This is a genomic window from Mesorhizobium sp. B1-1-1 (genome assembly GCF_006442955.1).
In the GTDB taxonomy this organism is placed as follows: Bacteria; Pseudomonadota; Alphaproteobacteria; order Rhizobiales; family Rhizobiaceae; genus Mesorhizobium.
Map to the genome: position 1 here is coordinate 353,167 of NZ_VFWW01000004.1, position 24,061 is coordinate 377,227.

Here is a 24,061-nt window from a genome sequence, read left to right on the forward strand (position 1 = left end):
AATTAAGACTACGCGCCGCCGCGTGTAAACCGCCAAGCGTTACCGAACTGGCGTCGGAAGGACGCATGGCGTTCAATGGTGGTTGATCTCCGTTCTTCCCCTGCTTTTCCAATGGCCGGCATTAAACCCCGCCGCCACATCTGCTAGCGTGAGCGCATGAACATGCACATTCAAAACGAACCGGACGCTCCCGAGGCGATCACGCCGGCAGCCGCTGGCGGCGTCACGCCGATGATGGAGCAGTTCATCGAGATCAAGGCGGCGAACCCGGATTCGCTGCTGTTCTACCGGATGGGCGATTTCTACGAGCTGTTCTTCGAGGATGCGGAGAAGGCGAGCCGGGCGCTCGGCATCGTGCTGACCAAGCGCGGCAAGCATCAGGGACACGACATCCCGATGTGCGGCGTGCCGGTGCATGCGGCGGACGACTATCTGCAGAAACTGATCGCGCAGGGTTTCCGCGTCGCCGTCTGCGAGCAGATCGAGGATCCGGCCGAAGCCAAGAAGCGCGGCTCCAAATCGGTGGTGCGCCGCGATGTGGTGCGGCTGGTGACGCCTGGCACCATCACCGAGGACAAATTGCTGGCGCCGTCGGAATCGAGCTTCCTGATGGCGCTGGGACGGGTGAAGGGCAGCAGCGATGCAAGAGGCGGGGAGCGCGGCGGCGCGACCGGGAACCAGGGGAGCTTTGCCCTGGCCTGGATCGACATTTCGACCGGCGCTTTCCGGGTCACAGACACCACCGCAGACCGGCTGCTCGCCGACATCTTCCGCGTCGATCCGCGCGAGCTGATCGTCGCCGATCCGGTGTTCCACGATCCCGAATTGCGATCGGTATTCGACGTGCTCGGCCGCGTCGCCAACCCGCAGCCGCCGAGCCTGTTCGATTCGGCCTCGGCGGCCGCGCGCATCGCCCGCTTCTTCGAGGTGGCGACACCGGACAGCTTTGGTGCGTTTTCCCGTGCCGAGCTGTCGGCGATCTCGGGCGCCATCGCCTATGTCGAAAAGACGCAGAAGGCCGAGCGGCCGCCGCTGTCGCGGCCCGAGCGCGAGGAGGCCGGCTCGACTTTGTTCATCGACCCGGCGACGCGCGGCAATCTGGAGCTCCTGCGCACGCTGTCGGGCAGCCGTGAAGGCTCATTGTTCAAGGCGATCGACCGCACGGTGACCGGCGGCGGCGCCAGGCTGCTCGCCGACCGGCTGATGGCGCCGCTGACCGATCCGGCGGCAATTGCCGCGCGGCTGGATTCGGTGTCGTTCTTCCGTTCCGAGACGCGGCTTTGCCAGACCGTGCGGGCGAGCCTGAAGAGCGTCGCCGACATGCCGCGCGCGTTGTCGCGGCTGGCGCTCAACCGCGGCGGCCCGCGCGACCTCGGCGCGCTGCGCGCCGGCTTCGAGGCGGCCGGCGCGATCGCGGAGGTCTTTGCCGCGACCGCCCTGCCCCAGGAATTGGCGGCGGCGCTCGCCGCCATCCGGGCGCTGCCGCACGCGCTTGCCGGGCATCTGACGCAGGCACTTGGCGAGGAACTGCCGCTGCTGAAGCGCGACGGCGGCTTCATCCGAGGCGGCTACAACGCCGAGCTCGACGAGATGCGGGCGCTGCGCGACGAGTCGCGAAAAGTGATCGCCGGGCTGGAGCGTTCGCTGATCGAGGAGACCGGCATTCGGTCCCTGAAGATCCGGCACAACAATGTGCTCGGCTACTACATCGAGGTGACCGCCAACCATCACGCGGTGATGACCGGCAGCGATGGCGCCAAGGCGCGCTTCATCCACCGCCAGACCATGGCCAACGCCATGCGCTTCACCACGACGGAGCTGGCGGAGCTGGAAACAAAGATCGCCAATGCCGCCGACCGGGCGCTGAGCATCGAGCTTGCCGCCTTCGACGCGCTGACGGCGGAAGCGGTCGGCGAAGCGGAGAAGATCCGCGCCGGGGCCGATGCGCTCGCCGTGCTGGACGTGTCGGCGGCGCTCGCGCTTTTGTCGGAAAGCGAGGCCTGGTGCCGGCCGCTGGTCGATGCCAGCCTTGCCTTCGAGATTTCGGGTGGGCGCCATCCCGTGGTCGAACAGGCGCTGCGGCGCTCGGGCGAAGGGCCGTTCGTGGCCAATGACTGCGACCTGTCGCCGGAGGACCGCGCCAAGAACGGCGCGATCTGGCTGCTGACCGGCCCCAATATGGGCGGTAAATCGACATTCCTGCGGCAGAACGCGCTGATCGCCATCCTGGCCCAGACCGGCTCTTTCGTGCCGGCGACATCGGCTCATATCGGCGTCGTCGACCGCCTCTTTTCCCGCGTCGGCGCCTCGGACGATCTGGCGCGCGGCCGATCGACCTTCATGGTCGAGATGGTCGAGACGGCGGCGATCCTCAACCAGGCCGGCGAACGGGCGCTGGTAATCCTCGACGAGATCGGCCGCGGCACCGCCACGTTCGACGGCCTGTCGATCGCCTGGGCCGCGGTGGAATATCTGCACGAGAAGAACCGCTGCCGGGCGATCTTCGCCACGCATTTCCACGAAATGACCTCGCTTGCCGGCAAGCTGGCGCGGCTCCACAACGTCACCATGCGGGTCAAGGAATGGGAGAACGACGTCGTCTTCCTGCACGAGGTCGGCAAGGGCGCGGCCGACCGCTCCTACGGCGTCCAGGTGGCGCGGCTGGCCGGCCTGCCGGAGGCGGTGGTGGACCGTGCCAAGGAAGTGCTGCACCAGCTCGAGGAAGGCGAGGTTTCGGGCAAGACCAACCGGCTGGTCGACGACCTGCCGCTGTTTTCAGTGGCGGTGAAGCGGGAAGCGCAGAAGCCGGTCAAGAGCGACGCGCTGGGCGTCGCACTCAGTGACATCAATCCCGATGAGATGACGCCGAGGGAAGCACTGGAAGCGCTTTATCGGTTGAAGGGGTTGGCGGGGATGTAAATTGAACCTGCTGGCATGGCGGTATCGCCGAAACCGCCAATCTCCCCCCTCGAGGAGGGAGATTGGCAGCTTCACCGACAACGCTCAGATCATCTCCAGCCCGCGTTTGCGGCTCGGCGGCGGGAAGGCGCGGTCGAGGTCGGCGAGGTCTTCGCGCGTAAGCTCGATGTCGAGTGTCGCGACATTCTGGCGGACATGGTCCTGGCTGCTGGCCTTGGGAATGGCGATGACGCCATCCTGGTGCATCACCCAGGCCAGTGCGATTTGCGCCGGTGTCACGCCATGGCGGGCTGCGACCGCGTCTAAACTGGCGTTGCGCGCCAAGGCGCCCTGCTCGACCGGCGAATAGGCCATAAGAGGAATTCCGCGTTTCCGGCTCCAGGGCGCCAGATCGAACTCAAGGCCCCGCCGGACCAGATTGTAGAGCACCTGGTTCGTCTGGACGTTACCGCCGTCGGGCAGGCCGACCAGCTCTTCCATCTCCCCGGTGTCGAAATTGCTGACGCCCCAGTGGCGGATCTTGCCGGCTTTCTTCAGCGCCTCGAAGGCTTCGACGGTTTCCGCCAGTGGCACGCTGCCCGGCCAATGCAGCAGATAAAGATCGATACGGTCGGTGGCGAGACGCTTCAGGCTGTTTTCGCAGGCGCGCTGCACGCCGGCGCGCGAGGCGTTGGACGGCAGCACCTTCGAGACCAGGAAGACCTCGGCACGCTGCCCGGCAATGGCTTCGGCCACCACCTCCTCGGCGCCGCCGCTGGCGTACATTTCGGCGGTGTCGATCAGCTTGACGCCGAGATCGAGACCAAGCTTGAGGGCATTCACCTCCTCCGCGCGGCGGCGCGAATCCTCGCCCATTTTCCAGGTGCCCTGGCCGAGAACGGGGATGGCTTCGCCGCGGGGCAGCGTGGTGGTTCTGACGCTCGATGGCATGGCAGGCTCCAGTTGAGACGGGATCGCATCACAGGCCGGACGAGAAATTCAGAGGCGTTCTCGCCGAGCCGCGAAAGCTTACTTCACCGGATGGGCGGCGAGCCAGTCCTGCATCTGCTTGATCTCGGCTTCCTGCGCCGCGATGACCGCCTCGGCCAGCTTGCGGATCTCGGGGTCCTTGCCGTTGGCGAGTTCGACCCTGGCCATGTCGATGGCGCCCTGGTGGTGAGGGATCATGCCGCGGACGAAATCGACGTCGGCATTGCCGGTGTATTTGGAGGCCATCATGTCGGCGTGCATCTTGTCCATCGCCGCCTTGTAGCCTGCGGTCGACGGGCCTTCCGCCCCCGTCGCCATGCCGGCCATGTCGTGCTTCATCTCTTCGCTCTGTGCGGGAACGCTTTCGAGGAAGACGGCAACCAGCATTCCAGCCGCCATCAGCAGCAGCACGATTTTCTTGGCCAAGGTCATTGATGGTCTCCTGTTGATCGGGTTTCGTATTTGGGGGATCGGCTCAAAGTTTCAATGTCCTCAGCCGCAACGCATTGGCGATCACTGAAACCGAGGACAGGCTCATCGCCGCCGCCGCCAGCATCGGCGACAACAGCGTGCCGGTCAGCGGATAGAGCACGCCGGCCGCAACCGGCACGCCAAGCACATTGTAGAGGAAGGCGAAGAACAGGTTCTGCCTGATATTGCGGATGGTCGCCTGGGCCAGTGTGCGGGCACGCACGATGCCGTTGAGGTCGCCCTTGACCAATGTGATGCCGGCGCTTTCGACGGCGACATCGGCGCCGGTGCCCATGGCGATACCGACATCGGCGGCGGCCAAGGCCGGTGCGTCGTTGACGCCGTCGCCGGCCATGGCGACGCCGGCGCCCTTGCCGCGCAATTCCTCGACCAGCGCGCCCTTCTGTTCCGGCAACAGGCCGGCGCGGACTTCGTCGATGCCGAGACTCCTGGCGATCGCGTTTGCCGTGCGCTCATTGTCGCCGGTCGCCATGATGATCCTCAAGCCGCTGTCGTGCAGGGCCTTGATCGCCTCGGCGGTGGTCGCCTTGACCGGATCGGCGACGGCCACGATGCCGGCCAATTTCCTGTCCACGACGACGAACATCGCCGTCTTGCCATCGCCTTGTAGCGCTTCGGCCGCGGCCGAAACGGTGGACACGTCGGCACCGAGATCACGCATCATCGCGGCGTTGCCGAGCGCTACATTCCTGCCCGAAACGGCACCGGAAACACCCTTGCCGGTGACCGCCTCGAAGCCATTGGCTTCGGCGACCCTTACACCGCGGGTCGCGGCGCCTTCGACAATAGCCTCGGCCAGGGGATGCTCCGAGCCCTTCTCCAGGCTCGCGGCGAGGCCCAGCAATTCCTCCTCCGAAAACCCATCGGCCGCCACGACATCCGTCAGTTTCGGCCGGCCTTCGGTCAGTGTCCCCGTCTTGTCGACGATCAGCGTATCGACGGAAGCGAAGCGTTCGAGCGCGGCGGCCTCCTTGATCAGCACGCCGGCGTGGGCGCCACGTCCGGTGGCGGTCATGATCGACATCGGCGTGGCGAGGCCGAGTGCGCAGGGACAGGCAATGATCAACACCGAGACCGCCGAGACGATGGCGAAGATCAGGCTGGGCGTGGGCCCAAAGATCGCCCAGGCGACAAAGGCAGCGATGGCGACCAGAACGACAGCCGGGACGAAGTAGAAGGAAACGCGATCGGCCAACCCTTGTATCGGCGCGCGCGAGCGTTGCGCCTTGGCGACCAGCTCGACGATGCGCGAGAGCGTGGTCTCGGCGCCGATCCGCTCGGCGCGCATGATCAGCGAGCCATTCTTGTTGAGCGTGCCGCCGGTGAGGGCATCCCCTTCGGCCTTCTCGACCGGCAACGGTTCGCCGGTGATCATCGATTCATCGATGGAAGAGCGGCCTTCGAGCACGGTACCGTCGACCGGCACGGCATCGCCGGGCCGGATGCGCAGGCGCTCGCCGGCCTTGACGCTGTCCAGCGGCACATCGCTCTCGGAACCGTCCTCTCCTATGCGGCGGGCGGTCTTGGGCGCAAGGTCGAGCAGGGCGCGGATCGCCGAGCCGGTCTTTTCGCGGGCGCGCAGTTCCAGCACCTGGCCGAGAAAGACCAGCGCGACGATGACGGCTGCGGCCTCGAAATAGACCGGCACCGCCCCGCCATGGCCGCGGAACTGATGCGGAAAAATGTCCGGGAACAGCGTCGCGACGACGCTGTAGAGATAGGCCGCACCGACGCCGAGCGAAATCAGCGTCCACATGTTCGGGCTGCGGTTGCGGATCGAGTCCCAGCCGCGATGAAAGAACGGAAATGCGGCCCAAAGCACGACCGGGCTTGCGAGCGCCAGCTCGATCCAGACCTTTGTCCGGTCCTCGATCAGGTTCTCGAACGACAGACCGATCATCGGCGCCATGGCGACGATGAGAAGGGGCACCGAGAGCACCGCACTGACCCAGAACCGCCTGGTGAAATCGACCAGTTCGGGATTTGGCCCCTCATCGCCTGTCGGCACGCCCATCGGCTCGAGCGCCATGCCGCAGATCGGGCAGGAGCCGGGCTTGTCGCGGACGATCTCGGGATGCATCGGGCAAGTGTATTGGGTGCCTTTCGGCATCGCTTCCGGCGCCGGTCTGTCGCCGAGATAGGTTTGCGGCGCCGCCTCGAATTTCGACTTGCAGCCGGCGGAGCAGAAATAGAAGCCCTGGCCGTCATGGCGCAGAAAATGCTTTGCCGTGGCGCGGTCCACGCTCATGCCGCAGACGGGGTCGGTGGCGGTCAGGTATTGTTTCGGCTCGGCTTGGAACTTTGTCCGACAGCCTTCGCTGCAGAAATGATAGAGGCGGCCAGCATGCTCCGATACCGGCTTGCCGGCGGCTGGATCGACGATCATGCCGCAAACCGGATCGCGCGTGACGGCGCCGGCATCCACGGCCGCGCCTTTTGCCGCGCAGCAACCACCATGCGCGTGATGATCGTGATCTGAATGCGTCATTTCGAATGCCTCTATCAAACTGCTTCGAGCCGGAGGTAGTCCTTCCAGTAACTGGAAGGTCAAGGACTGGCTTGAATTTTATTGTCGCGGGTGTCCCGCACCATGGAAACGCGTCAACCCGCCCCCATACCCAGCGCCGCGGAAACGCGCTATAGACGCCGCCCAAAAGGCAAGGCCAACCGGTACCATGGCGAAAATCTCCCTGAAGCTCGATGAACTGATCGACGGCGACGCCTTGCGCCGCGAGATGACCGCGCTGACGGCGGCCACGACCGGGGACGGCTCCGGATCGGCCGCCCGCGCCGGGGTTCTCCAGCTTCTCAAGGGCCGGCTCGCCGCGGGCCGCAAAACAGCCGAGGCCATGCTGAAGCAGGATGGCGGCGGCAATGCCTGCGCCGAGCGGCTGTCGCATCTGATGGATGAGCTGATCCGGGCGCTCTACGATTTTGTCGCGACCCATGTCTACCGGGTAAAGAACCGGTCGGTGGCCGAACGCATGGCCGTCGTCGCGGTCGGCGGCTATGGGCGCGGCACGCTGGCGCCGGGATCCGACATCGACCTCCTGTTCCTGTTGCCCTACAAGCAGACGCCGTGGGGCGAACAGACAGTCGAATACATGCTCTACATGCTGTGGGACCTCGGGCTGAAGGTCGGCCACGCGACCCGCAACATCGAGGAATGCCTGCGGCTGTCGCGCACCGACATCACCATCCGCACCTCGATCCTGGAAGCGCGCTTCCTGTGGGGTGAGCAGAAGCTCTACGACGAACTGATGCTGCGCTTCGACCATGAGGTGGTGCGCACCACCGGACCGGAATATGTGCAGGCCAAGCTCGCCGAACGCGACGAGCGCCATGCCAAGGCCGGCGAAAGCCGCTATCTGGTCGAGCCCAACGTCAAGGACGGCAAGGGCGGCCTGCGCGACCTGCAGACGCTGTTCTGGATCGGCAAATATTTCTACCGGGTGCGCACCGGCGAGGAGCTGGTCGAGAAGGGCGTCTTCACGCAGGCCGAATACCGCGAGTTCCAGAAGGCCGAGGATTTCCTGTGGGCCGTGCGCTGTCACATGCATTTCCTCACCGGCAAGGCCGAGGAGCGGCTGCATTTCGACATCCAGCGCGAGATCGCGGAGCGGCTGGGCTACACCACGCATCCCGGCCTGTCGGCGGTCGAGCGCTTCATGAAGCACTATTTCCTCGTCGCCAAGGATGTCGGCGACCTGACCCGCATCTTCTGCGCCGCGCTCGAAGAGGAGCAGGCCAAGCATGTGCCGGGCTTCAACCGCATCTTCCTCACCTTCCAGCGCCGCAAGCGCAAGCTTGCCGGCACGTCGGATTTCATCGTCGACAACCACCGTATCAACATCGCCGACGACCAGGTGTTCGAGCGCGATCCGGTCAATCTGCTCAGGCTGTTCTGGTTCGCCGACAAGCACGGGCTGGAGTTTCACCCCGACGCGCTGAAGCTGCTCACCCGCTCGCTCGGCCTGGTCAACAAATCGCTCCGGCGCGACGAGGAGGCCAACCGGCTGTTCCTCGACATCCTGACCTCGGACCGCAACGCCGAGCTCAATCTGCGCCGCATGAACGAGGCGGGGCTGCTCGGCCGGCTGATCCCCGATTTCGGCAAGATCGTCGCCATGATGCAGTTCTCGATGTACCACCACTACACGGTCGACGAGCATCTGATCCGCTGCATCGGCGTGCTGGCCGAGATCGAGCGCGGCGACGGCGAGAAGGTGCATCCGCTGTCGCATTCGCTGATGCCGGGACTGAGAAAGAGCCGCGAGGCGCTCTACGTCGCCGTGCTGCTGCACGACATCGCCAAGGGCAGGCCGGAGGACCATTCGGAAGCCGGCGCCCGGATCGCCCGGCGCATCTGCCCGCATATGGGACTTTCGACCACCGACACCGAAACGGTGGCCTGGCTGGTCGAGAACCATCTGGTCATGTCGATGACGGCGCAGACGCGCGATCTCAACGATCGCAAGACGATCGAGGACTTCGCCTCGATCGTGCAGTCCGTCGAGCGGCTGAAGCTGCTTCTCATCCTCACCGTCTGCGACATCAGGGGCGTCGGACCGGGCGTCTGGAACGGTTGGAAGGGCCAGTTGCTGCGCACGCTGTACTACGAGACCGAACTGCTGCTCACCGGCGGCTTCTCGGAAGTGTCGCGCGCCCAGCGCACGGCGGCGGCGCGCGAGTGCCTGGCCGAAGCGCTCGCCGGCTGGCCCGACAAGATCCGCAAACGCTATGTCGGCCTGCACTATGAGAATTACCTGCTGACCGTCGACCTGCCGGACCAGCTTCGCCACGCCGAATTCATCCGCGAGGCGGATGCGTCCGGCAACAAGCTTGCCACCATGGTCAAGACGCACCAGTTCGAGGCGGTGACCGAGATCACCGTTTTGGCGCAGGACCATCCGCGCCTGCTGTCGGTGATCGCCGGCGCCTGTGCGGCGGCCGGCGGCAACATCGTCGACGCGCAGATCTTCACCACCTCGGATGGCCGCGCACTGGACACGATCCTGATCTCGAGGGAGTTCGACCGCGACGAGGACGAGCGCCGGCGCGCCGAGCGCGTCGGGCGGCTGATCGAGGACGTGCTGTCGGGCAAGAGCTGGCTGCCGGAGATGATCGAGAAGCGCACCAAGCCCAAGCGCGGCGCCAAGGTCTTCCGGATCGCGCCGCGCGCCGAAATCCGCAACACGCTGTCGAACCGATTTTCGGTGATCGAGGTCGAGGGGCTGGACCGGCCGGGTCTGTTGTCGGAGATCACCGGAACGCTGTCCGACCTGTCGCTCGACATCGCGTCGGCCCACATCACCACCTTCGGCGAAAAGGTGATCGATACGTTCTATGTCACCGACCTCACCGGCCAGAAGATCGACAGCCCGTCACGCACCACCACCATCCGTAACCGGCTGACGGCGACGCTCGAGGGCACGGCCTCCGAACGCGGCAGCAGGACCAGGGCCGCCGCCGAGTGAGCGCCACCATCACTTTGTCCCAATCGCGCAGGCAGTCTCCAAACGCATGAGCCTCGTCAAGAAATTCGCTACGGTCGCTTCCGGCACGCTGATGAGCCGCGCGCTCGGTTTCGGCCGCGAGATGCTGATGGCGGCAGCACTGGGCACCGGGCCGGTGGCCGACGCCTTCAACGCCGCCTTCCAGTTTCCCAACACCTTTCGCCGGCTGTTCGCCGAAGGCGCCTTCAACGCCGCCTTCGTGCCGCTGTTCGCCAAGGAGATCGAGACGCACGGCACCGACGGCGCCAAGCGCTTTTCAGAGGAAGTGTTCGGGGTGCTGTTCACGGCGCTGCTGGCGCTGACCATCGCCATGGAACTGGCGATGCCGCTGATCGTGCGCTACCTGGTGGCGCCGGGTTTCGCCGACACGCCGGGAAAGTTCGAGACGACCGTCACTCTGGCGACGATCATGTTCCCCTATCTCATCTGCATGTCGCTGGCCGCCATGATGGCGGGCATGCTGAATTCGCTACGCCGCTATTTCGCCGCGGCGATCGCGCCTGCCTTTCTCAACATCATCCTGATCAGCGTGCTTGGCTATGCCTGGTATCATGGGCTGGATGCGCATGCCGTCGGCTTCAGCCTGTCCTGGGGCGTTCTGGCGGCGGGCCTCGTGCAGCTCGCCATCGTCTGGGTGGCGGTTCGCAACGCCGGCATCTCGATCGGTTTCCGCCGGCCGAAGATGACGCCGAACGTGAAGCGGCTCCTGATCCTGGCGCTGCCGGCGGCGATCACCGGCGGCATCACCCAGATCAACCAGCTGATCGGCACCGCCATCGCCTCGGCGCAGGACAGCGCCGTCTCCTCGCTCGCCTATGCCGACCGCGTCTACCAGCTGCCACTTGGCGTGGTCGGCGTCGCCGTTGCGATCGTGCTGTTGCCGGAACTGTCGCGGGCGCTGAAGTCGGGCAATCTGATCGAGGCGGCCAATCTGCAGAACCGCTCGGTCGAATTCACCTTGTTCATGACCTTGCCGGCTGCGGTGGCGCTCTGGGTCATGTCTGAGCCGATCGTGCGGCTGGTCTATGAGCGCGGCGCGTTCGCCGCCAACCATTCGACGCCTGTCGTGGCGGCGATCCTGGCGATCTTCGGGCTCGGCCTGCCGGCCTTCGTGCTGATCAAGGCGTTCACCCCGGGCTATTTCGCCCGCGAGGACACACGCACGCCGATGATCTTCGCCGCCATCTCGGTGGCGGTGAACGTCGCCACCGCGCTGACGCTGTTTCCGAGGATGGGCGCGCCCGGCATCGCCGTGGCCTCGGCGGTGGCCGGCTGGGTCAACGCGCTGATGCTGCTCGGGGTGCTGATCCGGCGCGGCCATTGGGGCCGCGACGTGCCTCTTTTGAAGCGCATTCCGCGTCTGGTGCTCTCGGCGGCGGTGATGGGCGTCGCCCTCTATTTCGCCGAACACTGGCTGAGCGCCAGGCTCGGCTCCGGCTCGCCGCTGGTCGTCAAGGCGACGACGCTGCTGGGGCTGGTGGCCGGCGGGGCGCTGCTCTACTTCGTCACGGCCTTTGCCAGCGGCGGCGCCGATTTCGGCATGATCCGCCGCAATGTGAAGCGCGGCTCAGGCAAAGCGACACCACCAGCCGTAAACGCCGAGCTGGACGAGTAGGCCGGGCAGCCCGACTGCAATAGCAGTCTTGATCGCAGCGTCATGTTCGTCCATAAGCGCGCCGTCGCAAGACTTTCGCCGCACGCGGTTTCCAGCCGCGTGATTGGCTCCGAAAAGTCTGCAACTTTTCGGAATCACGCTTATACGGCCCTCCACAAGCCACGAGGAAACCATGTCCGCCTTCAAGCCACTCGTCTTCTCCGGCGTCCAGCCGACCGGCAATCTGCATCTTGGCAACTATCTCGGTGCCATCAAGAAATTCGTCGCCCTGCAGGAGACGTCCGACTGCATCTACTGCGTCGTCGACCTGCATTCGCTGACGGCCCAGCTGGTTTATGACGACCTCAAGGACCAGACGCGCTCCATCACCGCGGCATTCCTGGCCTCCGGCATCGATCCGAAGAAGCACATCGTGTTCAACCAGTCGCGGGTGATGCAGCACGCCGAGCTCGCCTGGATTTTCAACTGCGTGGCGCGCATCGGCTGGATGAACAAGATGACGCAGTTCAAGGACAAGGCCGGCAAGGACCGCGAGAACGCCTCGCTCGGCCTGCTTGCCTATCCCTCGCTGATGGCAGCCGACATCCTGCTCTACCGCGCCACCCATGTGCCGGTCGGCGAGGACCAGAAGCAGCATCTGGAACTGACGCGCGACATCGCCCAGAAATTCAACAACGACTTTTCGGACCGCATCGCCGGTCTTGGCGTCGGCGTCGAGATGCAGGTCGGAGAGGAAATTGTGAACGGCTACTTTCCGATCACCGAGCCGGTCATCGGCGGGCCGGCGGCGCGCATCATGAGCCTGCGCGACGGCTCCAAGAAGATGTCGAAGTCGGACCCGTCGGATCTGTCGCGCATCAATCTGACCGACGATGCCGACGCCATCTCCAAGAAGATCCGCAAGGCCAAGACCGATCCGGAAGCCTTGCCGAGCGAAGTGGACGGCCTCGCCACCCGGCCGGAAGCGGAAAACCTGGTCGGCATTTATGCCGGCCTTGCGGACATATCGAAAGAGGCGGTGCTGAAGGAGTTCGGCGGCCAGCAGTTTTCGGTGTTCAAGCCGGCACTGGCCGACCTGGCAGTCGAAAAACTGGCTCCCGTCGCCGCCGAAATGCGCCGCATTTCCGATGACCGCGCCTATGTCGACGCGGTACTGCGGGACGGCGGCGAGCGCGCCGGCGTGCTGGCCGAAGCGACGATGAAGACGGTGCGCGACATCATCGGGCTGCTGCAGGACTGATCCGCATCCTTATGCCCCGCACCATACCGGCCAAAGACCGGCGGCTTGCCGCCGGTCAGCCGCAGTGGCAGATTGCGGCCGAAATGACATCGAGTAAATAGACATGGTCTCCAAACGCCTCAGCCGCGAAGCCGGACATCGCCGGAAGTTCCTGGCGATCATCGACGATACGCCCGAATGCGAGCGCGCCGTCGCCTACGCCTCGAAGCGGGCGCTGAGCACCAGCGGCGTGCTGGTGCTGCTCTATGTCATCGAACCGGACGATTTCCAGCACTGGCTGGGCGTCGAGAAGATCATGCGCGAGGAGGCGACCGCCACCGCACGCACCGCGCTCGACAGCTATGCCAACAAGGTGCGCCAGAAGCTCGGCATCGAACCCGAGATGGTGGTGCGCGAGGGCAAGCCCACCGAAGAGATCCACAAGCTGATCGAGGAAGATCAGGATATTGCCATCCTGGTGCTGGCGGCCGGCGCCGGCAAGGAAGGGCCCGGGCCGCTGGTCGGCGCGGTGGCCGGCAAGGGCGCCGCCTTCCCTATCCCGGTGACCGTGGTGCCGCAAAACCTTTCGGACGAGGAGATCGACAGCCTCGCCTGAAGTGTATCGATATTCGGGTGATGCCGGCCTACAAATGGCGGGTTCCTGCGCTTCCGGTGCTCACGTACTTCAAGTACGCTCCGCTCCGGTTCTCGGAAACCACCATTTTCGACTCGGCCTGACCCGAATCTCGACACACTTCATAGTGCTTGGCAGGAGTCGCAAAAACATTCCGCCAGCCAGCCGTTCGGGCGACGCGTTTCGCTTGAATGTCCAGCCGATAGAGCTTATTTAGAATTATTCCAAACTATCTGCCCGAGACGGGCACGGAGACGGCCATGTTCATCCAGACCGAATCGACGCCAAACCCGGCGACGCTGAAATTCCTGCCCGGCAAGGAAGTGCTTTTGGAAGGCACCGCCGATTTCCGTGATGCCGATAGTGCGGCGACGGCCTCGCCGCTGGCCGGCCGGCTGTTCGAAATACCGGGCGTCACCGGCGTCTTCTTCGGCTACGACTTCATCACCGTGACCAAGGACGGGCCCGACTGGCAGCATCTGAAGCCGGCGATCCTGGGCGCCATCATGGAGCATTTCATGTCCGGCGCGCCTGTCATGGCCAATGCCGGCCCGGCCGCGGAGACCAGCCAGACCGGCGAGTTCTACGACAAGGCCGACGAGGAACTCGTCATCACCATCAAGGAGCTGCTCGACACACGGGTGCGCCCGGCAGTGGCCCAGGATGGCGGCGACATCACCTTCCGCGGCTTCGAGAACGGCACCGTGTTCCTGCACATGAAGGGCGCCTGCGCCGGCTGCCCGTCATCGACGGCGACGCTGAAGCACGGCATCCAGAACCTGCTCCGCCACTTCGTTCCCGAGGTCCAGCAGGTCGAACAGGTCGCCTGACCATTCGTCTTCGCCGAGCGCGGCGACGATTCTCAAAAAGCAAGCAACAAAAAACCGGGCCGAATTGCCCGGTTTTTTGTTGGGGACGTCCGTTGTTGCCTAGACGGTCCGCGTACGAACGGTTTTGACCATGAACCTCGCGGTCACGGTCAGAGAACGATGACCTTGGCGCCGACCTCGGCGCGATCGTAAAGGTCGATGATGTCCTGGTTCATCAGCCGGATGCAGCCCGACGACATCGCCTTGCCGATCGAGTTCCATTCCGGGCTGCCATGCAGGCGATAGCCCATGTCACCGCCCTTGTTGAACAGGTACAGAGCGCGCGCGCCGAGCGGGTTCTTCAGGCCCGGCTCCATGCCGCCGGCGAACTTGGCGAGTTCCGGCTGGCGCTTGATCATCTGCGACGGCGGCGTCCAGGTCGGCCATTCGCGCTTGATGGCGACATGGGCGGTGCCATGCCACTCGAAGCCCTCGCGGCCGACGCCGATGCCGTAGCGAATTGCCCGGCCGTCACCCTCGACGAAGTAGAGGAACTTGTTCTGTGTATCGACGATGATGGTGCCCGGCTTTTCCTTGGTGTCGTAGTTCACCTCCTGCCGGTGATACTTCGCGGGCACCTTTTCGATCGGGATGCGCGGCAGCTGGTAGCCGGCGTCGGTCACCGCGCCATAGTCGTTGGAGAATATCTGCCCGCCAATGGTGCTGCAACCGGCGAGTGCGGTCGACAGCGCCAGTGCGGCAATTACTGCAAGCGACTTCATGCGCATGAGGTGATCCGTGCCCCGCCAAACATCCGCGGCACGAGTCGGCCGCTTTCTTGCCATCATTCATGCTGGCATTTGCTTTGCTTGCCAAGTACGCGATGCCTATATGCAAGACCTCACCTGCCGGTAAGCCAGCAACTGCGGCATTTCGGCAACAGCCTTCACCGGATTGTGAAGGAAATTCAATGGCCATGACTCTCGGGCCAGCAGGAATCGAGGAACAACCATGAATGTCGGCGACGCCGCCCAGCGTTCCGGTCTGCCAGCCAAGACCATCCGCTACTATGAGGAAATTGGCCTGATCGCGCCTGCGCGTGCCGGCAACGGCTATCGCGACTATTCGGGCGACGACATCCATCGGCTGACCTTCCTGCGCCGTGCCCGCAACCTGGGCTTTTCCATCGACGATTGCCGCCAGTTGATGGCGCTTTACCAGGACCGCAGCCGCGCCAGCCACGACGTGCGCGAGATCGCCACCGCCCATGTCAGGGCGATCGAGGAGAAGGTGCGCGAGCTGCAGTCGATGCGATCGACCCTGCAGAAGCTCGTCCAGGCCTGCCATGGCGACGACCGGCCGGACTGCCCGATCATCGATGACATTGCGGGAACCGCGCCGCTCGGCGATAAAGCCGTCACGGTCGCATAGATCCGTGCCGGCCAGGCCCGACGCCTCTCGGCTACGGAGGGAGGATGCCGATGGCCTCGATGACTGTCGAACTGCACAATGTCGAAGGCACCGAAGCCGCCATGGGCTGGGCCGGCGGCCACACGATCGTCGTCGACCGGCCCGAGGGCAAGGCCGGCGGCATGGGCCTGGGCTTCAATGGCGGCCAGCTGCTGGCGCTGGCGATTGGCGGCTGCTTCTGCAACGACCTTCGCTATGTCGCCGACGAGATCGGCGTGAAACTCGGCAGGATCGCCGTCTCGGTGAGGCTTGACCTCGACGGCAAGCCCCTGCTGGCGACCGCGGCAAGGATGACGGTTTCCTGCGAGACCTTGGACGGGTCCGATCCCCAAAGGATCATTGACCGTGCAAGCGTGGTTTCCACGGTCAGCAACTCGTTGCGCCAGGGCGTGCCGGTTACGATCGAAACGACGGGGCCTGGTCGCTCATAAACGCCAGGACTTCTCCCGCGCCGTAGGTCGTCCCGCCACGTTCACCCATCACGGAAAGTGAAGGTGGCCATACGGTTCTCCGTGCCTGCTCATGCTATCGAGCACCCATTGATTTGGGTGGCCACCAAATGAGCGGTACGGGTTCAAATCGTGAACAAAATCTGGCATGGTCCCGTCATGCCAATCATCTCACCGATTCCCCTGAACCCGCTCATCGATGGTCGCCAGTCCGAACGCGCCATGCTGGTGCGGCGCGGGGTGCAGCGCCTGCTCCGCGAAATGGGCGCGCATGTGCTGCCTGAACTGTCGCTGGCGACCGGCCGCCGCGCCGACCTCGTCGCGCTGACCCGCCACGGCGACATATGGATCATCGAGATCAAATCCTCGGTCGAGGATTTTCGTGTCGACCGCAAATGGCCCGACTACCGGCTGCACTCGGACCGCTTCTTCTTCGCCACCCATCCCGGCGTGCCGGCGGAGATTTTTCCCGAAGAATGCGGCTTCATCCTCTCCGACGGCTATGGCGCCGAGATTTTGCGCGAGGCGCCCGAGCACCGCATGGTGGCGGCGACGCGCAAGGCGCTGATGCTGCGGATCGCGCGGGCCGGCGCCGCGCGGCTGCTGGCGGCGGAGCTCGCCGGGGTGGCCGTGCCTGCGCTGGAGGGAGAGAGCGAATAGGCTGGCAGGCAGGAGATAGAACGCAACCGACGGCGCCGCCCCTCATTGTCCTGCCGGACATTTCTCCCCGTATAGAGACGGGGAGAAAGGTGCTGTCGTCGGCGATTCGCCAACTTATGGAAGAAAGCGCCAAGGGGTCGCGTCACCCCTTCTCCCCGTCTCTATACGGGGAGAAGATGCCGGCAGGCAGATGAGGGGCAGCGCGACCTCGAAAAGAGTGCATTGAAGTCGCTGATAGGCCCCTACTCCTCGCCCTCATCCACCTCAGTCGCCGCCGGCGCCATCAGCAGGACGGCCGCGCCGAGCAGCGCTGCGACCAGGGAGCCGGAGAGAATGCCGACCTTGACCGCGTCCTGCAGCGCGACGTCGCTGGCGAAGGCGAGCAGGCCGATGAACAGGCTCATGGTGAAGCCGATGCCGCACAGCAGCGAGATGCCGATCATGTGCAGCCAGCCGGCATGGGCCGGCAGGTCGGCGAGACCGAAGCGGATGGCGAGCGCGGAGGAACCGAACACGCCGACCAGCTTGCCGACGACGAGGCCGGCGGCGACGCCGAGCGTCAGCGGCTCGAACAGCGCGCCGACACTCAAGCCGGCGAGCGAAACGCCGGCATTGGCAAAGCCGAAGATGGGGATGACCACGAAAGGCACTATTGCGTGCAGGCCGTGCTCGAGCCGGTGCAGCGGCGAATGGTCGAGATCGTGTTCGATGCCGGCGGTGCGTTCGAGCGGAATGGTCAGCGCCAGCGCCACGCCGGCAAGCGTGGCATGCACGCCCGACTTCAGCACCAGCACCCACAGGATCGCACCGAGCACGAGGTAGGGCACGAGGCTCATCACCCGCATGCGGTTGAGCACGACAAGCGCGGCGATGACCGCGAAGGCGGCGCCCAGATAGGCAAGCGACAGGCCGCTCGTGTAGAAGATCGCGATGATGATCACCGCACCGAGATCGTCGATGATGGCAAGGGCGGTGAGGAAGATCTTCAGCGAGGCCGGCACCCTATTGCCGAGCAGCGACAGCACACCGAGCGCGAAGGCGATGTCGGTGGCGGTCGGGATCGCCCAGCCGGACAGCGCGGCCGTATTGTCACGGTTGATGGCGACATAGGCCAGCGCCGGCACCACCATGCCGCCGGCCGCCGCGATGCCGGGCAGCACCCTGCGCGGCCAGGTCGAGAGCTGGCCGTCCAGCATCTCGCGCTTGATCTCCAGGCCGACGAGCAGGAAGAATACCGCCATCAGCCCATCATTGACCCAGTGCGACACGCTGAGCGGGCCGAGATAGGCGTGGAGGACGGCAAAATAGGTTCCGGAAAGCGGTGAGTTGGCGACGATCAAGGCCAATGCCGCCGCCACCATCAGCATGATGCCGCCGGCCGCCTCGCTGTCGAGAAATTCGCGCAGGACGGAAACCGGCCGCTGTTTCAAGTCCCGCATTTCACCCTCCGTTATGCCGCCCTGTCCGGCAGGCTTTATTGTCGAGGCCGGCGCCGCCCCTCATTGCCCTGCCGGGCATTTCTCCCCGTATAGTGACGGGGAGAAAGAGGCTGGCCGCAGCGTCGGCGCCTTTTTGCAACGCTGGTGGTTAGCGAAATCGGCGATGACAGCGCCCCTCTCCCCGTCACTATACGGGGAGAGGATGCCGGCAGGCAGGTGAGGGGCGGCGCCGAGTTCGACAATTGGATGCTTCCCCGTAAGCAGAAACCGGTCCGAAGGAATTGCTCAGCGCGCACACTCCTAGCGCGGCGCGCGCTTGGCCAGGATGCGCTGCAGGGTGCGGCGATGCATGTTGAGGCGGCGCGCGGTCTCGGAGACGTTGCGCTCGCACATTTCGTAGACACGCTGGATGTGCTCCCAGCGCACGCGGTCGGCCGACATCGGATTTTCCGGGGGCGCGGCGCGCTCGCCGGCCGTGCGGGTTAGCGCGGCAAAGACGTCGTCGGCGTCGGCCGGCTTCGACAGATAGTCGACGGCGCCGAGCTTCACCGCCGTCACCGCGGTGGCGATGTTGCCGTAGCCGGTCAGGATGATCGCGCGGGAATCCTCGCGCTTCTCACGGATGGCGGCCACGACGTCGAGGCCGTTGCCGTCGCCAAGCCGCATATCGACCACCGCGTAGGCGGGCGGATTGGCGCGTGCCTTGCCGACCGCCTCCTCGACGCTCTCGGCCGTTTCGACCACGAACCCCCTGGTTTCCATGGCGCGGGCCAGACGGGTCAGGAACGGTTTGTCGTCGTCGACGATCAGAAGCGAGGTGTCCTCGCCCTCAACCATTGCGCCACTGTTTTCATCGCCTGTCATCGTCTTGAAATTCCTGCTGCCTTAATTTTACGCAGATATAGTTTTGCGGGGCGATTGTCCAATTCACGCGGTGTCAAACATCGTCGCGGGCGCCGATTCCGGGTTCAGGAAAACATTTCTAGGCCATGAAATCCGCACCATGGCGCCCTCGCCCAGTCCGCTCGAATTGCGAAAGTCGAGCGTGGCGCCCGATCGCTCGAGCAATGTCTTGGCGATGAACAGGCCCAGCCCCAGCCCGCCGCCGGCCTCCGTGCCCTGGCGTGTCGACATATAGGGCTCGCCGATGCGGTCGATGATCTCGGGCGGAAAGCCGGGACCGTCATCGATGATCGAGAAGGAGACGGTGGCCTCGTCCCAGCTCCAGCGCACGGTGACGCTCTCGCGGGCGAAATCGACGGCGTTCTCCACCAAATTGCCAAGGCCGTAGATGACGCCGGGATTGCGGCGCCCGACCGGCTCGGGGCCGCTGCGCTCGCCGGGCCTGAGCTTGATCGAAATGCCGAAGTCGCGGTGCGGCGCGGTGACCTCCTCGACCAGCGAGGTCAGCGGCAGGCGGGACAAATGCGCCTCTCCCTCGGACGACAGGCTGGTCAGGCGCTTGAGGATCTCGCGGCACCGCTCGCTCTGGGAGCGCAGCAGCGTCACATCCTCCCCGTATTTCGCGTCCTTGCCGAGCGCCTTTTCCATCTCCTTGGCGACAAGCGTGATGGTGGCGAGCGGTGTGCCCAGCTCATGCGCGGCGGCGGCGGCCAGCCCGTCGAGTGCCGACAGATGCTGCTCGCGCTGGAGCACCAGTTCGGTGGCGGCGAGCGCATTGGCCAGGAGGCGGGCTTCCGCGGCCACGCGGAAGGCGTAAATGGCGGTGAAGGCGATCGAAGACAGCACCGCCATCCACATGCCGGCAACATAGATGAAGGGCATCGCCAGCGGCGCGCCTTCATGCCAGGGCAATGGCAAGTGGAAAAAGACCAGCAAGGTCGCCGTCGTCATCACCAGCCCCCCAAGCACCGCGGTCAGGCGCAAGGGCAGCGACGTCGCCGAAATGACCACGGGCACCGTCATCAGCAGCGAGAACGGATTGGTAAGGCCGCCGGTCATGTAGAGCAGGCCGGCAAGCTGGAGGCTATCAAAGATCAGGATGCCGAAGGCGGCGAACGGCGTGAGCCGGTGCGCGGCCGGGAACCGAAAGGCAAGGAGCAGGTTCATCCAGGCCGAACAGGCGATCAGGGCAAAGCACAGGCTGACCGGCAGTGGGAATTTCAGGCCGTAGGCGACGAAAAGCACCGTCACGCTCTGGCCGACAATGGCAAGCCAGCGCAGCCGGATCAGCGTGTTGAGGCGCAGTCGCTGGCTCTGCTGGAAGTCGGGAGAACGCAATACGTTGATCATGGCCATGAAATACAGCCGCGAAGCGGCCAGCGCTAGGTGGATGACGAAGCGATGGCGTTTGCGCCAATCGCCAAGCAACTACGTCCCGCGCGGCTTGGCGCGGCTGGTGGCGGCGGCGAGCAGCGGATTTTCCGGCCATACGTGTTTGGGGTAGCGGCCGCGCATGTCGGCGCGCACATCGGCCCAGGAGCCGCGCCAGAAACCGGGCAGGTCGCGCGTCGTCTGGATCGGCCGGTGCGCGGGCGACAGCAGTTCGAGCGTCAGCGGCACGGTGCCGCCTGCGATTGCAGGGTGCCGGTCGAGGCCGAACAGTTCCTGGACACGAACCGCCAAAACGGGCCATTCGCCGTCATAGCGGATCGGCACGCGACTGCCGGACGGCACGTCGAAATGGGTCGGCGCAAGCGCGTCGATCCGGCGCTGCAAATCGTGCGGCACAAGCGCCGTCAGCCCGGCCGGGACGACACCCGGATCGATGGCCGAGAAGGATGCGGCACCCGACAGGAACGGCAGCAGCCAGTCGTCGAGGCGATCGATAAGTGCCGTGTCGGACATATCGGGCCACGGCGCCCCAAGGCCGCGATGCAGCCAGGACAGGCGCTGGCGCAGCGTCTCGGCCTCCTTGCTCCAGCTCAGCAGCGAAAGTCCATGTTCGCGCAAGGCGTCAAGCATGGCGCGGTCGGCCTCATTGCCGGTTGGCGGAGGCAGCATGCGCTCGGCCAGCGTGATAGCGCCGAGGCGTACGGTTTCGCGCACGCGCACGGCGCGGCGCTCGCGATCGAAGCTCGTTTGCCTGCGGGTTTCGATCCTTTCCGCCAGTGCTGAACGAATATCGTCCTCGCTGATCGCCGCCGCCGCCGTGATGCGCGCATTCTGCGCCTTGCCCTGCAGGTCGGCGACAACCAGAAACGCCTCGCCGGCAAGCGGATCGGCAGCATCGAGCATGGCACCGGAGCCGTTGGCCAGCACGAAACGCCCGCGCTCGCCGCGCGCCTTGGCGACGCGGTCGGGCCAGGCATGGATGAGGAGAGGACCAGCGCTGCCACCCTCCCCCTTGTGGGGAGGGTCGGCGCGTAGCGCCGGGGTGGGGGTGCGGCGCCAAAGCCCCCCGCCCCGCTCCGCTTCGCGGATCGACGTTCCGGGGCGAGCCACGGGTCTCGCCCGTCCTTCGGACCCCCATAAGGGGGAGGGTGAAGAGGCCTGCCTCGCCAGGCGTTCGGCGAGTTGCCGCGCGGCGGTGGCGCGCGGCGATCTTTCCTGGCGAAAGCGCATCAGCCGGCGTTCGAGATCGGCGCCGTCACCGCCCAACCCGCGCTCGGTCAGCAGCACCGCGAGCATGGCCGCCTCGCCGGCATGGCCGCCGCGGGCCGCCTCGGCGACCATATGCGCCAGCCGCACCGGCAGAGCGAGCTTGCGCATCGCGGCGCCCGCTTCCGTCAGCCGCCCCGCCTCGTCGATGGCATCAAGCGCGCGCAGCAGCGCCCTTGCCTCGTTGAGCGCCGGGGCCGGCGGCGGATCGAGGAAGGCGAGGCTCGTCGGATCGGCGACGCCGAAGGCGGCGCAGTCAAGCAGCAGGCCGGAAAGGTCGGCCTCGAGGATTTCCGGCGGGGTGAAGGCTGGAAGCGACGCCGTCTGTTCGGCGCGCCACAGTCGGATGGCGACGCCGGCCTGCGTGCGTCCGGCACGGCCGGCGCGCTGGTCGGCGGAGGCCTTGCTGGCGCGCACCGTCTCCAGCCGCGTCAGGCCGCTGGCCGGCTCGTAGCGCGGCAGCCGCGACAGGCCGGAATCGATGACGACCCGCACGCCGTCGATGGTGATGGAGGTCTCGGCGATCGACGTAGCCAGCACCACCTTGCGGCGGCCCGCCGGCGCCGGCCTGATCGCCGCGTCCTGCGCCTTGCCATCGAGCATGCCGTAGAGCGGCACGATATCGGTGTCGGCGCCGACCTTGCCGGCAAGCCGCTCGGCGGTGCGCTCGATCTCGCGCTGGCCGGGCAGGAAGGCAAGCACGCTGCCGCTCTCGTCGGCAAGAGCGGAGCGGATCGCCTTGGCCATGGCATCTTCGATTGCGATGCCGGCCGGCCGTTCGTCGTAGCGGATGTCGACGGGAAAGGCACGGCCTTCGCTTTCGATCACCGGCGCGCCCGACAACAGCTTCGCGACACGGGCGCCGTCCAGCGTCGCCGACATCACCAAGACGCGCAGGTCCGGCCGCAGCGCGCCTTGCACGTCGAGCGCCAAAGCGAGGCCGAAATCGCCGTCGAGCGAGCGCTCGTGGAATTCGTCGAAGATCACGGCCGAGATTCCGGGCAGTTCGGGATCGTCAAGGATCATCCGCGCCAGCACACCTTCTGTGACGACCAGTATTTTTGTCCGGGCCGAAGTGCGGTTCTCCATGCGCATGGCATAGCCGACGGTGGCGCCGGGCTCCTCATCAAGCAATTCGGCCATGCGGCGGGCGGCGGCGCGGGCGGCGAGCCGGCGCGGCTCCAGCAGCACGATCTTGCCCGTGCCCAGCCATGGCGCATCGAGCAGCGCCAGCGGCACCAGCGTCGTCTTGCCGGCGCCGGGCGGCGCCACAAGCACGGCGCCGTTGCCGGAGCCGAGTGCATGGCCCAGCGCCGGCAGCACGGCGGATACCGGAAGCTCCGGCAAGACTTTTGTCGTCATCGCGCCCGCATATCAGCGCTCGTGGTTGCCATGCAACCGGCGCCAGATCAAAGCCGGGTGCGCGAAAACGGGTTCCAGCGCACCGTGCCCAACCGTACTTCCTCGCGCACCATGGTGAGCAGGCCGGACCCACCGACGACCGCGAGGCCGACCAGCGACAGCCAGTCGGGATATTCCCGGAAGAACAGCGCACCGAGGATGACCGCCCAGACCATCTGCGAGTAATGCGTCGGCGCGATCCGGTTGGCGGGCGCGTATTTGACGGCCAGCAGCTGCAGCAATTGTCCGCATGCGGTGAAGGCGCCGGCCATTATCAGCCATGCAAGCTGCCTTGCGTCGGGAAGCGTGAACGAGGTAGCGGCGATGCCGATGCCGTTGAACAACAGGCCGTAGCCGATCAGCACGCCGAGCATGGTCGTGCGCTTTTCCTGCTTTGCCAGCGAGCGCATCAGGATGACGCTGGCGGCTGCCAGAAAGGCCACGCCAAAGGCGGCGAGGTGTCCAAGATTGAGTTCGCGAAAACCCGGTCTCACCACCAGCATGACGCCAGCAAAACCGGCGACCACCGCCAGCCAGCGCCATGGACCCACCTTTTCCTTGAGGACGACCGTGGAGAGGATGGTGACGCAGAGCGGCGCCAGGAAGACGAGCGCGTAGACTTCGGCCAGCGGAATGGTGGTGAAGGCATAGACGCTGAGCACGCCCGAGGCGATACCCGCCCAGGCGCGCGCCTGCACCGCCCAGGGTCGTTTGGTGCGCCAGAAATCACGCCAACGCTCGTCCGCCGGCCGGGTGAAGAAGAGCAAACAGCCGGCGAACAATATCGAGAAGAAACCGATCTCGAACACCGTGAACTGCCCGCCCAGGCTTTTGACAACGGCATCGCTGCCCGAATAGCTTGCATAGGCGATCAGGGCGAGCAGGATTCCGTTCGTCACGTTTTTCCA

At 65.5% G+C, this 24,061-nt stretch carries 18 protein-coding genes; 9 read left to right on the forward strand and 9 right to left on the reverse strand.

The genetic code is table 11. From position 1 onward, the window contains the following. Window positions 1-156 precede the first annotated feature (156 nt). Window positions 157-2,919 (forward strand): DNA mismatch repair protein MutS, encoded by a 2,763-nt coding sequence (gene mutS, locus FJ986_RS09990; protein WP_140674155.1) that lies wholly within the window; start codon window positions 157-159, stop codon window positions 2,917-2,919. Window positions 2,920-3,003: 84 nt separating this feature from the next. On the opposite strand, the gene FJ986_RS09995 is transcribed toward mutS, so the two are convergent. The 3 genes from FJ986_RS09995 to FJ986_RS10005 form a co-directional block, all read right to left on the reverse strand. Next, window positions 3,004-3,849: an aldo/keto reductase gene (locus tag FJ986_RS09995; RefSeq protein ID WP_140674157.1), complete on the reverse strand. Its 846-nt coding sequence runs from the start codon at window positions 3,847-3,849 to the stop codon at window positions 3,004-3,006. Window positions 3,850-3,927: 78 nt separating this feature from the next. After that, window positions 3,928-4,320 carry a DUF305 domain-containing protein gene (locus FJ986_RS10000; protein ID WP_140674159.1) on the reverse strand — a complete coding sequence of 131 codons (393 nt, stop codon included), beginning with the start codon at window positions 4,318-4,320 and terminating at the stop codon, window positions 3,928-3,930. 43 nt (window positions 4,321-4,363) lie between these two features. Then, entirely contained in the window at window positions 4,364-6,868 is a 2,505-nt protein-coding gene (locus tag FJ986_RS10005; RefSeq protein WP_140580536.1) for a heavy metal translocating P-type ATPase, read from the reverse strand. Window positions 6,869-7,055: 187 nt separating this feature from the next. Here FJ986_RS10005 and FJ986_RS10010 point away from each other — a divergent pair, with 187 nt between their 5' ends. The 5 genes from FJ986_RS10010 to FJ986_RS10030 all read left to right on the forward strand — a co-directional run bounded on the left by FJ986_RS10010 (window position 7,056) and on the right by FJ986_RS10030 (window position 14,194). Beyond that, on the forward strand, window positions 7,056-9,857 hold the full coding sequence (locus tag FJ986_RS10010; protein ID WP_140512962.1) for a [protein-PII] uridylyltransferase: 2,802 nt from the start codon (window positions 7,056-7,058) through the stop codon (window positions 9,855-9,857). Between the two features lie 46 nt (window positions 9,858-9,903). Then, on the forward strand, window positions 9,904-11,511 hold the full coding sequence (murJ, locus tag FJ986_RS10015) for a murein biosynthesis integral membrane protein MurJ (protein ID WP_140556847.1): 1,608 nt from the start codon (window positions 9,904-9,906) through the stop codon (window positions 11,509-11,511). Between the two features lie 172 nt (window positions 11,512-11,683). Further along, window positions 11,684-12,751, forward strand: coding sequence for a tryptophan--tRNA ligase (gene trpS, locus FJ986_RS10020; RefSeq protein WP_140497129.1), 1,068 nt, complete (start codon window positions 11,684-11,686; stop codon window positions 12,749-12,751). 103 nt (window positions 12,752-12,854) lie between these two features. Next, window positions 12,855-13,346, forward strand: a complete 492-nt coding sequence (locus FJ986_RS10025; RefSeq protein WP_140497131.1) for a universal stress protein — start codon at window positions 12,855-12,857, stop codon at window positions 13,344-13,346. A gap of 278 nt (window positions 13,347-13,624) precedes the next feature. Further along, window positions 13,625-14,194, forward strand: a complete 570-nt coding sequence (locus FJ986_RS10030; protein ID WP_140497133.1) for a NifU family protein — start codon at window positions 13,625-13,627, stop codon at window positions 14,192-14,194. Window positions 14,195-14,343: 149 nt separating this feature from the next. Here FJ986_RS10030 and FJ986_RS10035 read toward each other — a convergent pair whose 3' ends face one another. After that, window positions 14,344-14,961 carry a L,D-transpeptidase gene (locus tag FJ986_RS10035; protein ID WP_140497135.1) on the reverse strand — a complete coding sequence of 206 codons (618 nt, stop codon included), beginning with the start codon at window positions 14,959-14,961 and terminating at the stop codon, window positions 14,344-14,346. 223 nt (window positions 14,962-15,184) lie between these two features. Between FJ986_RS10035 and cueR the strand changes: the two genes are divergently transcribed. From cueR to FJ986_RS10050, 3 genes are all read left to right on the forward strand, one after another. After that, window positions 15,185-15,604, forward strand: coding sequence for a Cu(I)-responsive transcriptional regulator (cueR, locus tag FJ986_RS10040; RefSeq protein WP_140497137.1), 420 nt, complete (start codon window positions 15,185-15,187; stop codon window positions 15,602-15,604). Between the two features lie 50 nt (window positions 15,605-15,654). Then, complete coding sequence (locus tag FJ986_RS10045; protein ID WP_140497139.1) at window positions 15,655-16,074, forward strand: OsmC family protein; 420 nt, start codon at window positions 15,655-15,657, stop codon at window positions 16,072-16,074. 177 nt (window positions 16,075-16,251) lie between these two features. Beyond that, window positions 16,252-16,752 carry an MmcB family DNA repair protein gene (locus FJ986_RS10050; RefSeq protein WP_140497303.1) on the forward strand — a complete coding sequence of 167 codons (501 nt, stop codon included), beginning with the start codon at window positions 16,252-16,254 and terminating at the stop codon, window positions 16,750-16,752. Window positions 16,753-16,994: 242 nt separating this feature from the next. Here FJ986_RS10050 and nhaA read toward each other — a convergent pair whose 3' ends face one another. The 5 genes from nhaA to FJ986_RS10085 all read right to left on the reverse strand — a co-directional run bounded on the left by nhaA (window position 16,995) and on the right by FJ986_RS10085 (window position 24,052). Beyond that, the gene (gene nhaA / locus FJ986_RS10060; RefSeq protein WP_140674161.1) at window positions 16,995-18,191 is read right to left on the reverse strand and encodes a Na+/H+ antiporter NhaA; all 1,197 of its coding nucleotides are present in this window, start codon (window positions 18,189-18,191) and stop codon (window positions 16,995-16,997) included. Between the two features lie 300 nt (window positions 18,192-18,491). After that, window positions 18,492-19,055 (reverse strand): ActR/PrrA/RegA family redox response regulator transcription factor, encoded by a 564-nt coding sequence (locus FJ986_RS10070; protein ID WP_140497143.1) that lies wholly within the window; start codon window positions 19,053-19,055, stop codon window positions 18,492-18,494. A 63-nt stretch (window positions 19,056-19,118) separates the two neighbouring features. Beyond that, entirely contained in the window at window positions 19,119-20,450 is a 1,332-nt protein-coding gene (locus FJ986_RS10075) for an ActS/PrrB/RegB family redox-sensitive histidine kinase (RefSeq protein ID WP_140559744.1), read from the reverse strand. A 72-nt stretch (window positions 20,451-20,522) separates the two neighbouring features. Next, window positions 20,523-23,114, reverse strand: coding sequence for an ATP-dependent helicase HrpB (gene hrpB / locus FJ986_RS10080; protein WP_140559745.1), 2,592 nt, complete (start codon window positions 23,112-23,114; stop codon window positions 20,523-20,525). Between the two features lie 47 nt (window positions 23,115-23,161). Continuing rightward, a complete protein-coding gene (locus tag FJ986_RS10085) occupies window positions 23,162-24,052 on the reverse strand; it encodes a DMT family transporter (protein ID WP_140624886.1) in 891 nt (296 codons plus the stop codon). Window positions 24,053-24,061: the final 9 nt, after the last annotated feature.

What these genes read in the sequence shown, in the direction of transcription:
- FJ986_RS10005 (WP_140580536.1), bottom strand. Translation starts at nt 6,868, where the DNA reads ATGACGCATTCAGATCACGATCATCACGCGCATGGTGGTTGCTGCGCG.
- FJ986_RS10030 (WP_140497133.1), top strand. Translation starts at nt 13,625, where the DNA reads ATGTTCATCCAGACCGAATCGACGCCAAACCCGGCGACGCTGAAATTC.
- FJ986_RS10045 (WP_140497139.1), top strand. Translation starts at nt 15,655, where the DNA reads ATGGCCTCGATGACTGTCGAACTGCACAATGTCGAAGGCACCGAAGCC.
- FJ986_RS10070 (WP_140497143.1), bottom strand. Translation starts at nt 19,055, where the DNA reads ATGACAGGCGATGAAAACAGTGGCGCAATGGTTGAGGGCGAGGACACC.
- FJ986_RS10035 (WP_140497135.1), bottom strand. Translation starts at nt 14,961, where the DNA reads ATGCGCATGAAGTCGCTTGCAGTAATTGCCGCACTGGCGCTGTCGACC.
- cueR (WP_140497137.1), top strand. Translation starts at nt 15,185, where the DNA reads ATGAATGTCGGCGACGCCGCCCAGCGTTCCGGTCTGCCAGCCAAGACC.
- hrpB (WP_140559745.1), bottom strand. Translation starts at nt 23,114, where the DNA reads ATGACGACAAAAGTCTTGCCGGAGCTTCCGGTATCCGCCGTGCTGCCG.
- nhaA (WP_140674161.1), bottom strand. Translation starts at nt 18,191, where the DNA reads ATGCGGGACTTGAAACAGCGGCCGGTTTCCGTCCTGCGCGAATTTCTC.
- murJ (WP_140556847.1), top strand. Translation starts at nt 9,904, where the DNA reads ATGAGCCTCGTCAAGAAATTCGCTACGGTCGCTTCCGGCACGCTGATG.
- FJ986_RS10010 (WP_140512962.1), top strand. Translation starts at nt 7,056, where the DNA reads ATGGCGAAAATCTCCCTGAAGCTCGATGAACTGATCGACGGCGACGCC.
- mutS (WP_140674155.1), top strand. Translation starts at nt 157, where the DNA reads ATGAACATGCACATTCAAAACGAACCGGACGCTCCCGAGGCGATCACG.
- FJ986_RS10050 (WP_140497303.1), top strand. Translation starts at nt 16,252, where the DNA reads ATGCCAATCATCTCACCGATTCCCCTGAACCCGCTCATCGATGGTCGC.
- FJ986_RS10025 (WP_140497131.1), top strand. Translation starts at nt 12,855, where the DNA reads ATGGTCTCCAAACGCCTCAGCCGCGAAGCCGGACATCGCCGGAAGTTC.
- FJ986_RS09995 (WP_140674157.1), bottom strand. Translation starts at nt 3,849, where the DNA reads ATGCCATCGAGCGTCAGAACCACCACGCTGCCCCGCGGCGAAGCCATC.
- trpS (WP_140497129.1), top strand. Translation starts at nt 11,684, where the DNA reads ATGTCCGCCTTCAAGCCACTCGTCTTCTCCGGCGTCCAGCCGACCGGC.
- FJ986_RS10000 (WP_140674159.1), bottom strand. Translation starts at nt 4,320, where the DNA reads ATGACCTTGGCCAAGAAAATCGTGCTGCTGCTGATGGCGGCTGGAATG.
- FJ986_RS10075 (WP_140559744.1), bottom strand. Translation starts at nt 20,450, where the DNA reads ATGGCCATGATCAACGTATTGCGTTCTCCCGACTTCCAGCAGAGCCAG.